Source organism: Massilia sp., assembly GCF_031995545.1.
In the GTDB taxonomy this organism is placed as follows: Bacteria; Pseudomonadota; Gammaproteobacteria; order Burkholderiales; family Burkholderiaceae_D; genus Telluria.
In genome coordinates, this window is the sequence record NZ_DAMAGA010000012.1 from 39548 (window position 1) to 54388 (window position 14841).

The 14841-nt window shown below is 65.3% G+C and carries 12 protein-coding genes and 1 tRNA gene; 4 read left to right on the forward strand and 9 right to left on the reverse strand.

What is annotated here, in order from left to right:
- Positions 1-128: 128 nt before the first annotated feature.
- Positions 129-1235 carry a patatin-like phospholipase family protein gene (locus RTQ83_RS11075; protein WP_312514333.1) on the reverse strand — a complete coding sequence of 369 codons (1107 nt, stop codon included), beginning with the start codon at positions 1233-1235 and terminating at the stop codon, positions 129-131.
- A 107-nt stretch (positions 1236-1342) separates the two neighbouring features.
- On the opposite strand from RTQ83_RS11075, the gene RTQ83_RS11080 reads away from it, so the two are divergent.
- Positions 1343-3208: a DUF3857 and transglutaminase domain-containing protein gene (locus RTQ83_RS11080; protein WP_312514335.1), complete on the forward strand. Its 1866-nt coding sequence runs from the start codon at positions 1343-1345 to the stop codon at positions 3206-3208.
- Positions 3209-3220: 12 nt separating this feature from the next.
- On the opposite strand, the gene pth is transcribed toward RTQ83_RS11080, so the two are convergent.
- The 7 genes from pth to RTQ83_RS11115 form a co-directional block, all read right to left on the reverse strand.
- On the reverse strand, positions 3221-3805 hold the full coding sequence (pth, locus tag RTQ83_RS11085) for an aminoacyl-tRNA hydrolase (protein WP_312514338.1): 585 nt from the start codon (positions 3803-3805) through the stop codon (positions 3221-3223).
- A gap of 206 nt (positions 3806-4011) precedes the next feature.
- Entirely contained in the window at positions 4012-4599 is a 588-nt protein-coding gene (locus RTQ83_RS11090) for a 50S ribosomal protein L25/general stress protein Ctc (protein ID WP_312514340.1), read from the reverse strand.
- Positions 4600-4827: 228 nt separating this feature from the next.
- Positions 4828-5778: a ribose-phosphate pyrophosphokinase gene (locus RTQ83_RS11095; RefSeq protein ID WP_312514341.1), complete on the reverse strand. Its 951-nt coding sequence runs from the start codon at positions 5776-5778 to the stop codon at positions 4828-4830.
- 144 nt (positions 5779-5922) lie between these two features.
- A tRNA-Gln gene (locus RTQ83_RS11100) sits at positions 5923-5999 on the reverse strand.
- A 78-nt stretch (positions 6000-6077) separates the two neighbouring features.
- Positions 6078-6977, reverse strand: coding sequence for a 4-(cytidine 5'-diphospho)-2-C-methyl-D-erythritol kinase (ispE, locus tag RTQ83_RS11105; RefSeq protein ID WP_312514469.1), 900 nt, complete (start codon positions 6975-6977; stop codon positions 6078-6080).
- Between the two features lie 6 nt (positions 6978-6983).
- On the reverse strand, positions 6984-7586 hold the full coding sequence (locus RTQ83_RS11110; RefSeq protein WP_312514343.1) for an outer membrane lipoprotein LolB: 603 nt from the start codon (positions 7584-7586) through the stop codon (positions 6984-6986).
- 88 nt (positions 7587-7674) lie between these two features.
- Positions 7675-9516 carry a tetratricopeptide repeat protein gene (locus RTQ83_RS11115; RefSeq protein ID WP_409456104.1) on the reverse strand — a complete coding sequence of 614 codons (1842 nt, stop codon included), beginning with the start codon at positions 9514-9516 and terminating at the stop codon, positions 7675-7677.
- 137 nt (positions 9517-9653) lie between these two features.
- Between RTQ83_RS11115 and mutM the strand changes: the two genes are divergently transcribed.
- Genes mutM through mutY form a run of 3 tightly spaced genes read left to right on the forward strand, consistent with a single transcriptional unit; the run spans position 9654 to position 13605 of the window.
- Positions 9654-10487: a bifunctional DNA-formamidopyrimidine glycosylase/DNA-(apurinic or apyrimidinic site) lyase gene (mutM, locus tag RTQ83_RS11120; protein WP_312514347.1), complete on the forward strand. Its 834-nt coding sequence runs from the start codon at positions 9654-9656 to the stop codon at positions 10485-10487.
- A gap of 23 nt (positions 10488-10510) precedes the next feature.
- Complete coding sequence (locus RTQ83_RS11125) at positions 10511-12445, forward strand: dynamin family protein (protein WP_312514349.1); 1935 nt, start codon at positions 10511-10513, stop codon at positions 12443-12445.
- A gap of 5 nt (positions 12446-12450) precedes the next feature.
- A complete protein-coding gene (gene mutY / locus RTQ83_RS11130) occupies positions 12451-13605 on the forward strand; it encodes an A/G-specific adenine glycosylase (RefSeq protein ID WP_312514351.1) in 1155 nt (384 codons plus the stop codon).
- A gap of 98 nt (positions 13606-13703) precedes the next feature.
- Here mutY and RTQ83_RS11135 read toward each other — a convergent pair whose 3' ends face one another.
- Entirely contained in the window at positions 13704-14837 is a 1134-nt protein-coding gene (locus tag RTQ83_RS11135) for a deoxyguanosinetriphosphate triphosphohydrolase (RefSeq protein ID WP_312514471.1), read from the reverse strand.
- Positions 14838-14841 lie beyond the last annotated feature (4 nt).

The window sequence follows — 14841 nt, forward strand, 5'->3', positions numbered from 1 at the left end:
ATTCGGTAAACGCGAGCGGCCAGGCGGGCGCTCTCAAACCCCACATTGTAACCCCGGACGCCCCGCCCTGCCGCAAAAAACGGCGCGGCGCGCGCTGCCGTGCAACGCTTTGCGCTGCGCCTTCGTCCCTAGATCGGCAGGATGCACGCCAGATCGGGACGCTCGGCGAAGGCGGCCAGCTCGTCGCGCAGGCGCTCGCCTTCTGCGATCGCGCGTTTCCAGACGCGGATGCGCTCGTCGTGGTTCAGGCCGTAGAAGTGGAAATCATTGCGATCGGGCAGCTTGCCGTTCGGGAGCGTGCGCAGGAATTCTTGCGACGGCGACGCCAAGAGCATGTTGTCGAGCCAGCCGCGATTCGGGCCGCGTGATGCGCGCCGCCAGGGGAAACTCTTGTCGAGCCAGCCCGGAACGATGTGCGAGGTAAAGTGGGGATACAGCACCAGTTCGCCCTGCTCCTGCTCGTCTGTCGGCACGGCCCGCGAATACGGCAGGGCCAGGTGATAGTCGACGATGCCGCCGTCCCAGTAGCTGCCTTCGGGCGCGTCGGCGATGCCGGTGACCGCCTTCATGATCAGCGGCAGCGTACCCGAGGCCAGCAGGCCGGGCGCCAGGTTGTCGCGTGTGAGCGGCGTGAAGTGCGTGGTGAAGGCGTCGAACGGTTGGCGCAGCCATGGGGCCGGACTGCGTACGTCGCCAATCACGACCCGCTCCATCAGGCGCGCCAGCCAGGCACGCGACGCCGCGTTGTGCAGGGCCGCCGAAATAAAGCCGCGCAGCTCGGCATTGCGGTGACCGGGCGCCGCCAGCGAACGACGGCCGCGCGCGGCGATCAGGTGCATCCGGTAGTGGGGATGGTTGAGGATGTCGTCCTCGTGTCCGCGCACCAGCTCGGCCAGCAGCGCCTGCACCACCTCGTTGATTTCGTGCGGCGTGGGTTTCAGGCTGGTATAGCGCTGTCCCGCGTACAGTTCGCCCAGCAGCGCGAACGCTCTGGCCGGATCCTTCTGGCAGGCGGCGGCCATGCGCCAGGCGCCGATCGACGCGCCGATCAGGTCGCGCTCGCGCGGCGCGCTCGGGAACCATTCGCCGAACATCCAGCTGTCGAGCGCCTGGAAGATCAGGCCCTTGGGGCCGCCGGCGGCGCCGGGCACGATGGCGATGTCGCGTGCGCGCAGGCCGTACTGGGCGACGCGGGCCATGGCCAGCGGTCCGGCGTGGAATGTGAGTGCCTTCATGGCGAAATTATCGCAGGTATCGTGGCAGGACGAGAGCGCTTGCGCCGGATCAAGCGCGGCCTTGCGCCGCCCCGTAACATGGGTCGGTCGCGTGCCTGGAGAACACTATGTCCCTGCGCTTCATCGTCATGCTGAGCCTGCTTTTGTGGTCGCTATCCGGCCCAGCACTGGCGCGTGCACCCGGTACCGATCACGGCACCGACCATTCGGTGACGGTCGAGCGCCATGTCCAGCATTTCGTCGTCGAGCCGGACGGCAGCTATACGCTCACGGTCGAGCAGATCAAAACCATCGCCACGCGCGACGCCGTGCACGAGCATGCGCAGCACTACATCGGCTACAACCAGTCGCTCGACACCGTCGTTTCGGTCGAGGCCCACACCGAAAAAGCCGACGGCCGGCGACTGGCGGTGCAGCCGCACCAGATCCGCGACCAGCAGGAAGCCGCCTCGCTCGAGGCGCCGATGTTCCAGGACACGCGCCTCAAGATCGTGGTCTTCCCCGACGTCCAGCCCGGCGACCGGGTAGCGGTGCGCTACGTCGTGCGGCGCCACACGCCGCTGTTCCCCGGCCAGTTCGAAGACCTGACGACGGCGCGCTTCCACCGCCACCGCGACTTTCGCCTGATCTACGACATGCCGCCATCGCTGCCGCTGCACGCCGATGCGGTCGGGTTCGAGGCGCTGGCCGGTACCGGCCCGCCGGGCAAGCGGCGCTATCAATGGCGCTACGTCGATGGCGACAACGCGCGCATCGAAGCCGATTCGGTCAGCTACCTCGATTACGGCAAGCGGCTCGCGGTCTCGACCTTCCCAGACTATGCCGCGTTCGCGCACGCCTACCAGGAACGCGCCGCCGGCAAGGCGCTGGCGGACGACAGCGTGATGGCGCTGGCGCAACGCATTGCCGGCGGCATCGTCGACCGGCGCGAGCGTGCGATCGCATTGTCGGACTGGGTACGCAAGAACGTGCGCTACGTCGGCGTCTATCTGGGACCGGGTGGCGTGGTGCCGCACGCCGCGGCCAGCGTGCTGGCGAATCGCTACGGCGACTGCAAGGATCATGCGACGCTGCTCGAAGCCCTGCTGGGCAGCGCCGGCATCGACAGCACGGTGGCGCTGGTCAACAACGGCGACGCCTACCGGCTGCCCGAAGTACCCACGCTTGGCGTGCTGAACCACGCCATTGTCTACGTGCCATCGCTGCAGCTGTACCTCGACCCGACCGCCGAATCGGTGGCGGGCGGTTTCCTGCCGCCAAGCCTGCTGGGCAAGCCGGTGGTGCTGGCGCGCTCGGGCGAATTCGCGATGATCCCGTTCTTCCAGCCTGCGCGCAGCCGCACGCTGACCCGCTTCGACATCCGGCCCGACGGCAGCAGCGCTTTTCGCGTCACGCGCACCAGCAGCGGTGCCCAGGCCGAACCCTACCGGCGCGTGGTGCGCGCCACCGCGCCGAGCGAACGCGAGCGCTTCGTCGAACGCATGCTGCAGGGACTCGGTCACGTAGGCGGCGGCGTGCTCGAACCCGGCGACACCGACAGTGTCGGCGACGATTACACCCTGTCCTTCCGCGGCGCCAGCGACGGCTTTGCCCAGCTGCCCGGCCCCGCCGGGCTGGCGACCACCTACAATTTCTGGGGAGGATTGGGCGACGCGGTGCAGGCGTTTGCGCAGGAGCCGGAACGGCGCCAGGAATTCGTCTGTCCGGCGATCGACGCCGAGGACGAGCTGCAGTTCAGCCTGCCGAAGCGGGCGCGCGTGCTGGCGCTGCCGCGTGCAGTGAAAGTGGAGGATGCCAACTTCGCCTACCGCTCGCGCTATGAACGGCGCGGTGCGCTGGTGACCGTCAAGCGCCAGTTGAAGTTCCGGCATACGCAGGCGACCTGCTCGCCCGCCGACTACCGCCGCGTGCGGCCGGCGCTCGAGCGCATGCTGCGCGACCTGCGCACGCAGGTCGTGGTCAAGGGAGGCTAAACGCTGAACGCGTCAGGCGGTATGCAGCTGCATCGTCGCCGTATCCAGCTTGCCTTCGCAGCAGAGCGGGATGATGCGCAGGGCCTTGTCGATCGACTCTTCGATCAGGCTCTGCTCTTCGCGGCGCGGACGGTGCAGTACGAAGTCGGCCACCGCCTGCTGCAAATTCAGGCTGCGCGGATGGCCGATGCCAAGGCGCAGGCGCCAGTATTCCTGGGTGCCGAGGGCCGAGGTGATGTCCTTCAGGCCGTTGTGGCCGCCCGATGAACCGCCCTTCTTGAGCTTGGCGACGCCGGGCAGCAAGTCGAGTTCGTCGTGCACCACCAGCACTTCGTCCGGATTGATTTTATAAAAGCGCGCCAGCGCGCCGACCGACTGGCCGGAGCGGTTCATGTAGGTCTGCGGTTCGAGCAGCCAGACGTCGTTGCCGGAGATCGAGGTCTTGGCGACCAGCGCATTGAAACGCGATTCGCGCTGCAGGCGGCAACCCGGCAGGCTGTTGGCCAGGTTGTCCACCAGCCAGAAGCCGGCATTGTGGCGGGTTTGTTCGTATTCCGGGCCAGGGTTGCCGAGGCCGACGATCAGACGGATGGACATGCGTGCTTATCAATCTCAAGAAAAGGCGATTATCGCTCAAACATGGGGTCGGCGGCTTTCAGGTTTGCACCCTACGTTTCCCGCCACGACTGCGGCACGGATACCGATTACCAAATAAATGTGACCCCACAAAACAAAAACCCGCCGGGCAAGCCACGGCGGGTTTCGTTCGATGCGCCACCGAAGCGGCGCAATCCAAACCGAAATTACTCGGCAGCGGTTTCAGCCGAAGCTGCGCCGCGTGGGATCGACGAGGTGACGACGGTCAGGTTCTGGCCGTGGGTCAGCGCGGTCACGCCTTCTGGCAGGACCAGGTCGCCGGTGTGGATCGACTGGCCGGCTTCCAGCTTCGACAGGTCGACTTCGATGAACTCCGGCAGCTTGCCTGGCAGGCACGACACTTCCAGTTCGTTCAGCACGTGCGACACGACGGCGCTGCTCAGCTTGACGGCTGGCGAGATCTCGGCGTTCACGAAGTGCAGGGTGACCTTGGTGTGGATTGGCTTCGACGAATCAACGCGCTGGAAGTCAGCGTGCAGGACCAGTTGCTTGTATGCGTGCATCTGGAAGTCGCGCAGCAGGACTTGCTGGGCTTTGCCGTCGATTTCCAGGTCCAGCACGGAACCGTGGAATGCTTCTTTCTTGAGCGCGTGGTACAGGGCGTTGCCGTCCAGAGCGATCAGTTCCGGGGCGCCGGCGCCACCGTAGATGATGCCTGGGGTCTGGCCAGCCTTGCGCAGGCGGCGGCTCGCTCCGGTCCCCTGCTGAGTGCGGTTGAATGCGACTACTTTCATGTGAAACTCCAAAAATAAGGGTCCGAATGCCGGTCGATACCAGCCCGGTAACCCAGTGGTGACCATCCCCGCGACCAGGGACAGTCAAAAACGAGCGCCACGCTGCGCGCTCAAGAATCAGATACTTCTAAACGTCGTTCCCGCACAGCCGGGAACCTCAGTTCTACTTACGTCAACGGCGCGCCGGCTATTAGCCAGGCGCGCCGCGAAATTCAGCGTCGTTGTTGCTTAGTCGACGAACAGCGAAATGACCGAGTCACCCTTCACGATCCGCTTGAAGGTCTCAGCCAGCAGCGGTGCGCACGACACCTGGCGGATCTTGTCGCAAGCCGCGCCTGCCGCGCTCAGCGGAATGGTGTCGGTGACGACCAGCTCGTCCAGCGGCGAGTTGGTGATACGGTCGATTGCCGGACCCGACAGAACCGGGTGGGTGCAATACGCCACGACTTTCTTGGCGCCGCGCTCTTTCAGCACTTCGGCGGCCTTGCACAGCGTGCCGGCGGTGTCGACCATGTCGTCCATGATCACGCAGTTGCGGCCTTCGACCTCACCGATGATGTTCATGACTTCCGACACGTTCGCCTTTGGACGGCGCTTGTCGATGATCGCCAGGTCGCAGCCGAGGCGCTTGGCCAGCGCACGGGCACGCACCACGCCGCCGACGTCCGGCGACACGACCAGCAGGTCGTCGTAGTTGCGTTTCTGCAGGTCGCCCAGCAGGATTGGCGAAGCGTAGATATTGTCGACCGGGATGTCGAAGAAACCCTGGATCTGGTCGGCGTGCAGGTCCATGATCAGGACGCGCTCGACGCCGGCTTCTTCCAGCATATTGGCCACGACTTTGGCCGAGATCGCCACACGCGCCGAACGCGGACGGCGGTCCTGGCGGGCGTAACCGAAGTAAGGAATGGCAGCAGTGATGCGGCCAGCCGAGGCGCGCTTGAGAGCGTCGACCATCAGCATGATTTCCATCAGGCTGTCGTTGGTAGGAGCGCAGGTCGATTGCAGAACGAAGACGTCCTTACCACGGACGTTCTCGTTGATTTCGACCATGACTTCGCCGTCCGAGAACTTCGAGACGACTGCTTTACCGAGAGGAATACCGAGGCTCTTTGCGACCCCCTCTGCTAGTGCCGGATTGGCATTGCCGGTAAAAACCATCAGGTTTTCGTAAGCCATGGGAGTCCCAAATGAGTAGCGTTGATACAGTGGAAAAACAATCAGCCGGATATACCGGCTGATGTCATTGTACTGATGGGGCGCTCGGCACCGCATCGTATTTTTCTTGCTGGACGCATCCGCATCGACAGATCAAGAAAACTTTGGCAGGGGAACAAGGATTCGAACCTTGGAATGCCGGAATCAAAATCCGGTGCCTTAACCAACTTGGCGATTCCCCTACACGACCTTCACTTGCTTATCGCATCGTTTTACGCGTTACGCTCAACGCTGCGACAGGCAAAATTATATTCTCTAACTCACTGATTTGCAAGAGCGATTTCTTTATCGAAGAAATTCAGAGGATGTCTTTCAAGGGACTTCGCTTTCCATGCCGTCCATTTGGAGGGCACTTGCGCCAACACTTGGTTGGCGGCGAATTCGCCTGGAAACGCGCAAAACACACACGCCCCTGAGCCAGTCATCCTGGCATCGCCATGGCTGCCCAACCATTCAACCGCCTCTGCTACTGGCGGGAACAGGCGCATCGCCACGTCCTGCAAATCATTTTTCCCGAAACCAACCAAACTGCCTGAATTGGTGTCCCTGGAAAAGTCCGCTATTCTGACCGGCTTTGTATCTCTTGTCAAATCCTGCGCAGAAAAAATTGCAGGCGTCGGCACGGCGACACCCGGCTCGATCACGACGTACCAGCAATCCGGCCCCGGCACCGCCTGCAAATCCTCGCCCACGCCTTCCGCGAACGCGGTCTGCCCGAACAGGAAGAACGGGATGTCCGCGCCCAGCGGCAGGCCGAGCGCCATCAATTCTTCACGGCGCAAGCCTGCCTGCCACAGGTGATTCGCCGCCATCAGCGCGGTGGCCGCATCCGACGAACCGCCGCCCAGGCCGCCGCCCATCGGCAAGATCTTTTGAATCGCCACGTCGATACCCGGCGGCAGTTGCCCGTGTCGGCGCACATATTCCGCCTGCAGCAGGCGCAGTGCGCGCACGATCAGGTCCTGCTCCTGCGGCACGCCCGGCACCTCGTTGGTGCGTACGATCTCGTGATCGTCGCGCAGGTCGAAATGCAGGGTGTCGCCGCGGTCGATCAGTTGGAACACGCTTTGCAGCAGGTGGTAGCCGTCGGCGCGGCGCCCGACCACGTGCAGGAACAGGTTGAGCTTGGCCGGGGCCGGGCAATCATGGAGCGAACGCATCATGGATCAGGCCGCCGGATCGATGACGATGCGGATCGCCAGGTCCTGGATATCGCCCACCGCGGCGCGCTCGGCGCTGATGACGCGCGGCTTCGGCTGCGGCGCCGCTTCATCCTGCCAGCTCATGAAGCGCAGGCGCCAGCCGTCCTTGGTGACGATCTGGCTGTTGGCCGGCGACGCCTGGAAACGCTTGCCCTCGGCATCCACCGCATAGCCTTGCAGCCAGTCGCGCAAGCCCGACACCGGCAGCGGCCAGCCCAGCGTCTGCTGGCTCAGGCCGTCGATATCGCCCGCCGTGCGCGGCGCTTGCCCGGCCTGGGTCAGCGTGGCCGCTTCCGGCGTGACATTGACCACGGCCACGGTCTGCCCCAGCGGCGACACCATGGTGACGTCGATCGCCGCCGGACGCTGGGCCCAGGTGAAATTGCCGTTCAACGATTCTTTCCTGCCATCCTTCTGGTAATTGACCGACAGGCGACCCGACAGATCGATGGTTTCCTGGTAGGCGCCCACCGTGGCGCGCGACAGATTGGCAGTGCTGGTGGCGCAGCCGGCCAGCGTTGCGGCAAAGGAAGCGGCCACGGCAAACATGGCAAGGCGTCGGGTCATCGGCATCGGATCAATATCTAGAAAGGATTTATACGTGATCAACCGGACGCCGCTGGCGCCCGGTGCAAGACTGGATTATTTCACAAGGTCACAAAGACAGACGCAGGCGCGCCAGCGTCGTGCGCAGCGTGTCGTTGTCCGGATCCTTGGCGCGCGCTTCGCGCCACAGCTGCTGGGCCGCAGTCTTGTCGCCCTTCTGCCACAGCACTTCGCCCAGGTGCACCGCGATCTCGGGATCGCGCCGCAAGCCATAGGCGCGGCGCAGGAATTTCTCGGCCTCGCCCAGATTGCCCATGCGGTAGTGCACCCAGCCCATGCTGTCCATGATGAAGGGGTCGTCCGGCGCCATCTCCAGTGCCTTGGCGATCAGCCCATACGCTTCCTGCAGGCGCACATTGCGCTCGGCCAGCGAGTAACCGAGGGCGTTGTAGGCGTGGTGATTGTCCGGCGCCTGTGCCATCACTTCGCGCAATTGCACTTCCATCACGTCAACCCGGCCCAGCTTTTCGGCCAGCAGCGCGAAGTCGTACAGCAGGTCGGGATTCTTCGGGAAGCGTTTGGCTGCCGCTTCCATCAGCACATACGCTTCCTGCAACTGGTTGGCGTCGCGCAGCAGTTGCGCCTCGGCCGCCATCGCCTGGGCCTGGCGCGCCGGCTCCGACGGCTTCAGGGTGGTGAGCAGGCGCCGCGCGCCAGCCAGATCACCCTGCTTGGCCACCAGCTGGGCGCGCCGCAATTGTGAATTGAACAGGACTTGCGGATCGGCTCCCTCCGGCACCTTGTCCAGCCACTGCAGGGCGCCGGCCAGGTCGCCCCGCTCTTCCGCCAGTTGCGACAGGATCAGCAATGCACGCGACGGATCGCGTTCGTCGTCCGGATTGCGGCCCAGCACCTCGACGAAGCGGGTGAAGTAGCGCTCTGCACCAGGCGCGTCGTTCATCTGGGTCGCCAGGATACCCAGCGCATACAAGTGGGCGGCATTGTCCGGCTGGTCCTTCAGCAGGCGCTCGAATTCCTGGCGCGCGCGCGGATAGTCCTTGCGGTTGACCAGCACCCGGGCCTGGGCCGCGCGCACCTCGCGCGCTTCGGGATACTTTTGCAGGAAGCCATCGAGCAAGCGCATTACCGCTTCGTCGTCCTCGGTCACCTGGGCCAGCATCAGCACCGCGATCTCGGAATTCGGCCGCACCGCCAGTGCCGCCTGCGCCTCGGTGCGCGCTTTTTCCTTGTCGCCGCGCACCAGCGCCACCTGGGCGCGCACGATGTGCGCTTCCATTGTGCCCTGGTAGGGCGCGATCAGGCGCTCGAGCATCGCCACCGCCGCTTCCTTATCCTTGGCGCGGCCCAGCAACTGCTGGACCTGGAACATCAGCACGCCGCGCCGGTTGGGCGGCGCTTCGCGCAAGCGTTGTTCGAACACCGGTTCCAGTTCGGCGATATTGTCGGACGTGACCACCATGCCGACGAAGTATTGGGTCGCTTCGTCCGATTGCGGATCGAGCCGGTACCATAGCCGCACCGCGGCCAGCGTGTCGTCAGCCTGCTTGGCCGCCACTGCCATCTCGGCCGCGCGCCGCGCCAGACGCGGGTCTTGCGTTTGCTGCGCCAGGCTCAACATGGTGAGGTAAGGACCTTGCCAGTCGCCGTTACGGAAAGCGAATTCGGCCTTGAGCAATTGCTGCAGCATGGTCGGTGTCAGCTCGACCTTGGGCAGCCGCGCTTCTTCCTCGGCCTTGGTCTTGGCGGCCTGCTCTTCCTCGTCCAGCTCGGGTTTTGCTTCCGCATCGGCGTCACCGTTGTCCTGCGCCTGGACCTGCCCGAAACGGTCGCTGTCGGCCTCGCCGCCGGACGTCGCCAAGTGCTGTTGCGGCGCGACAGCGCATGCCGTCAACAGGCCGGAGAGAGTTACAATGGCGAAAGCGTTTTTCAAAGCAAGTCCAAGTGTCCGAGTTGTTGTCAAATTCTACGCTCAACCGTCTGCGCCTGCCGCGCCGATAGCTGAGCCCGGACCGGCGCTGCGGCCGAGATGGCAGCATCCCTTCCGACTTTACACGAATCCCCTCCCCCATGCCTGAACTGCCAGAAGTAGAAGTCACCCGGCGCGGTGTCGCGCCCCATATCGAAGGCCGCGTCGTCGAGCAGGTCGTGTGCCGGCGCGAAGGCCTGCGCTGGCCGTTCCCGGCCGGCCTGTCTGAACTGCTGGCCGGCCGCCGCATCCTGGGCACCGGCCGGCGCGGCAAATACCTGCTGGTGCATTTCGAGCACGGCACCCTGATCGTCCACCTCGGCATGTCCGGCCACCTGCGCGTGCTGCCGCCGGGGATCGAGCCACGCACCCACGACCATTTCGACCTGGTGGTGAACGGCCCCGAAGGCCGCCAGGTACTGCGCCTGCACGACCCGCGCCGCTTCGGCGCCGTGCTGTGGCATGCCAGCGAAGACGGCCCGCTGGAGGATCACGTGCTGCTGCGCGGCCTGGGCGTGGAGCCGCTTGGCGACGATTTCGACGGCGCCTTGCTGTTCCGTGAAACGCGGCGCCGCAGCGCGCCGATCAAGCAGGTGCTGTTGGCCGGCGACATCGTGGTCGGGGTCGGCAATATCTACGCCTGCGAAAGCCTGTTCCGCGCCGGCATCAGCCCCAAGACCCCGGCCTCGCGCATCAGCCGCGCACGCTACGACCGGCTGGCCGAAGCGATCCGCGACATCCTGGCCGCCGCCATCGTGCAGGGTGGCAGCACACTGCGTGACTTTATTGCCGTAAATGGCCAATCTGGATATTTCCAGCAGACGTATTTCGTCTATGATCGTGCTGGTGTTCCCTGCAAGCAATGCGAGGCGCCCGTCCGCCAGATCAAGCAGGGCCAACGTTCCACCTTCTATTGCGCCAAGTGCCAGCGCTGAGCACCATCTTCGGGTAAACAAACATGCAGGACTTACAACAGTATGGCGCGTGGCGCCTGCAAGTCGCGGACTCCCTGGCGAGCCACGGCGCCGCGCTGCGCCAGGCCGGGCTGATCGACGCCGCCGGCGAACAGATCCTCGAGCGGGCGCTGGCGCGCCTGCGCGACGACCGCCTGACGGTCGCCTTCGTGGCCGAGTTCTCGCGCGGCAAGACCGAGCTGATCAACGCCCTGTTCTTCGCCGACTACGGCCAGCGCATCCTGCCTTCCAGCGCCGGCCGCACCACCATGTGCCCGACCGAGCTGCTGTGGGACCCTGCGCTGCCGCCCTGCATCCGCCTGCTGCCGATCGCCACCCGCGCCGGCCAGCTAGCCACCGGCGACTACCGCGACGATCCCGCTGCCTGGACCGTGCTGCCGCTCGAGCTCGACAATCCGGCGCGCATGCAGGAGACGCTGCGCCAGGTCAGCCAGACCTGCCGGGTGTCGGCGCAGGAAGCCGAGCGCTACGGCCTGTATGACCCGCAAGATCCCGACCTGGCCGCCGGCCTCGCAGCCGATGGCACGGTCGAGATCCCGCAATGGCGCCACGCCCTGATCAACCTGCCGCACCCGCTGCTGAAACAGGGCCTGGTGATCGTCGACACCCCGGGCCTGAACGCGATCGGCACCGAACCGGAACTGACGCTGAACCTGATCCCGAACGCACACGCGGTGCTGTTCGTGCTGGCCGCCGAAACCGGCGTCACCCGCAGCGACATCGAAGTCTGGCGCACCCACATCGGCGCCGGGCCGGGCCGCCTGGCGGTGCTGAACAAGATCGACGCCATGTGGGATGAGCTCAAAAGCGACGCCGCGATCGAGGCCGAGATCGCACGCCAGCAGCACGACGTGGCGCGCCTGCTCGGCCTCGACGACGGCCAGGTGTATCCGGTCTCGGCGCAGAAGGCCCTGGTGGCGCGCGTCGGCGGCGACATGGCGCTGTTCGAACGCAGCCGCCTTGGCGCCCTCGAAACGGCGCTGTACCGGCACCTGATTCCCGCACGGCGCGAGATCGCCGCGCGCCAGCTACGCGCCGACCTGGAAGCATTGCTGGTGTCGTCGCAGACGCTGGCCGCAGGCCGCCTGCGCGAACTGGTCGAGCAGCTGCAGGAACTGCGCAGCCTGCGCGGCAAGAACCGCGGCGTGATCGCGCACATGGTCAAGCGCGTCGAGCTGGAAAAGAAGGAATTCGACGCCGGCCTGTTCAAGCTGCAAGGCACGCGTGCGGTATTCACGCGCCTGTCCACCGACCTGTACACGACGCTGGGCATGGACCTGCTGCAGGAACGTACCGATGCAGTTCGATCGGCGATGACGGCGGCGCGCTTCGCCACCGGCATGCGCGGCCCGGTACGAGATTACTTCAATGCCGTGCGCGCCACGCTGGATGCGGGCCAGGCCAGGATCGACGAGATCAAGGCCATGATGGAAGCGATGCAGCGCAAGTTCGCGACCGAACACGGCCTGGGCCTGAATCCGCCGCCGGCGCTGTCGCTGGCGCGTCAGCGCGACGAGATCGACGCCGTCGAGCTGCTGTTCGCGCGCCAGTTCGGCACCGCCACGCTCCTGATGACCAGCCGCGCCACCCTGCTCGAGCGCTTCTTCGATTCGATCGCCTCGCGCGTACGGCGCGTGCTGCGCGCGGCAAATGCCGAAGTCGAAGCCTGGCTGAAAGTGGTCAACGCGCCATTGGAAGGCCAGATCCGCCAGCACCGCGACGGCCTGCGCCAGCGCCAGGCCTCGGTGCAGCGCATCCACGACGCCACCGACAGCCTGGAGCAAAAGATCGCCGCCTTCGAGCAGGGCCAGGTCGATCTGGAAGACACGCGCACCCGCCTCGCGGCCAGCGCGGCCCGGGTCGACGCCACGCTGGCGCTGGAGCCGGCAAACGAAGCGACGCAACCCGAAACCGCATAAACGATATGAAACGATTGAACGACTTCGGCCCCGCTGTCTCGGGGCTGGGCAACCTCGACGACCTGGCCGACCCGAGCTTCTCGCAAGCGGTGGTCGACTGGCAGCGCAGCCACGGCCGCCACACCCTGCCATGGCAGAACACGACGGATGCCTACCGCGTGTGGCTGTCCGAGATCATGCTGCAGCAGACCCAGGTCGCGGCGGTGCTGGGCTACTACGCGCGCTTCCTGGAACGCTTCCCGACCGTACAGGCGCTGGCCGAAGCGCCAAGCGAAGACGTGATGGCGCACTGGAGCGGCCTCGGTTACTACACGCGCGCGCGCAACCTGCACGCCTGCGCAAAGCGCGTGGTGCAGGACTACGACGGCGTGTTTCCGAGCGACCCGGCACTGCTGGCCGACCTGCCCGGCATCGGCCGCTCGACCGCGGCGGCGATCGCCGCGTTCTCCGGCGGCGTGCGCGCCGCCATCATGGACGGCAACGTCAAGCGCGTGTTCGCGCGCGTGTTCGGGATCGACGCCTACCCGGGCATCAAGCCGATCGAGGATGCGATGTGGCGCCGCGCCGAAGCGCTGCTGCCGGAGACGCAGGACAATCCTGGCGCGATCGAGGCCTATACCCAGGGCCTGATGGACCTGGGCGCCACGCTGTGCACGCGCTCGCGGCCCGACTGCGGGCGCTGTCCGCTGCAGGACCGCTGCGTGGCCTTCGCCACCGGGCGCACCGCCGAACTGCCGGTGCGCAAGCCGAAGAAGACGACGCCGGAAAAGCGCACCGCGATGCTCGTGATCGTCGATGGCGGCCAGGTGCTGCTCGAGCAGCGGCCGCAGACCGGCATCTGGGGCGGGTTGTTGTCGCTGCCGGAAGTCGGCGGGCATGTGCCGATGGAAGAAGATGAAGAACCGGTCTGTACCTCGGATGTCGCCGCGGCGGCCAGCGCCTTCGGCACGCTCGACGAAGTACGCGCGCTGCGTCCGCTGGTGCATGTGTTCACGCACTACAAGCTGCACATCGCGCCGTTCGCCGTGACGCTGGCGTCGCGCGCCGATGCCGACAGCCGTTATCAGTGGTGGGACATGAGCGCCATCAGCGACGCCCCGCTGCCGGCGCCGGTCAAGAAGCTGTTGCTGGATCTGGCAGCGCCTAGCCTCTTCGCATAGCAATATTTCAAGCGTCCCCCAAATTTCATTTTTTAAGTCTTTTCACGCTCCGTGAAAAGCCAAATAAATTGAAAATCAGGGACTGCTTGGCTCGTACCTCAGAAATGATCGAGCGAGAAAATCCGCCGATGCTCGCGGATCGCATAGCGGTCGGTCATGCCCGCGATGTAATCGGCGATCTTGCGCGCCTGCTTCATCGGATCGTCCGCCACCTGATAATCGTTCGGCAGCAGCACCGGATCGTTGAGGAACGCTTCGAACAGCTCGCGCACGATGCGGCTGGCTTTCACCCGCATGCGATTGACCTGGAAATGGCGATACAGGTTCGCGTACAAGAAGCGCTTCAGCGCCGTGGTCTCGGCCCGCATCTCGCTTGAAAAACGAATCAACGGCGGCCCGGCCCGAACTTCGTCGATGCTCTTCGGCGCCGCTTCCAGCAGCAAGGCACTCGACGTCTCCACCAGATCGGCCGTCATCGCCGTGATCATCAACCGGATCGTCTCGTACAACGCGCGCCGCCCCGCCAGCCCCGGATACGCCTGCTCCACCGCATGCCGGTGGCGCGCGAACAGCTCCACTTCTTCCATCTGCGCCATCGTGAGGAGGCCAGAGCGCAGCCCGTCATCGATATCGTGGTTGTTGTACGCGATCTCGTCGGCCAGGTTGGTCAGCTGCGCTTCCAGGCTGGGCTGCGTGCGGTCGATGAAGCGCTGGCCGAGTTCTCCCAGCTGGCGCGCGTTGTTCAGCGAGCAGTGCTTGAGGATGCCCTCGCGCGTCTCGAACGTCAGGTTCAGCCCGTCGAAGGCGCCGTAGTGCTCTTCCAGGTGGTCGACCACGCGCAGACTTTGCAGGTTGTGTTCGAAGCCGCCATAGTCCGCCATGCATTCGTTGAGCACGTCCTGGCCGACGTGGCCGAACGGCGTGTGGCCCAGGTCGTGCGCCAGCGCGGTGGCTTCGACCAGGTCTTCGTTCAGGCGCAGGCTGCGCGCCAGCGTGCGGCCGATCTGCGCCACCTCGATCGAGTGCGTCAGGCGGGTGCGGAACAGGTCTCCTTCGTGGTTCAGGAAGACTTGCGTCTTGTATTCCAGGCGCCGGAACGCGGTCGAGTGGATGATGCGGTCGCGGTCGCGCTGGTATTCACTGCGCGAACCGGGTGCAGGCTCGGCGTGCTTGCGCCCGCGCGATTGCGAGGAATGGGCCGCGTACGGGGCCAGGCCGGCGTCGAAGTCCATCATC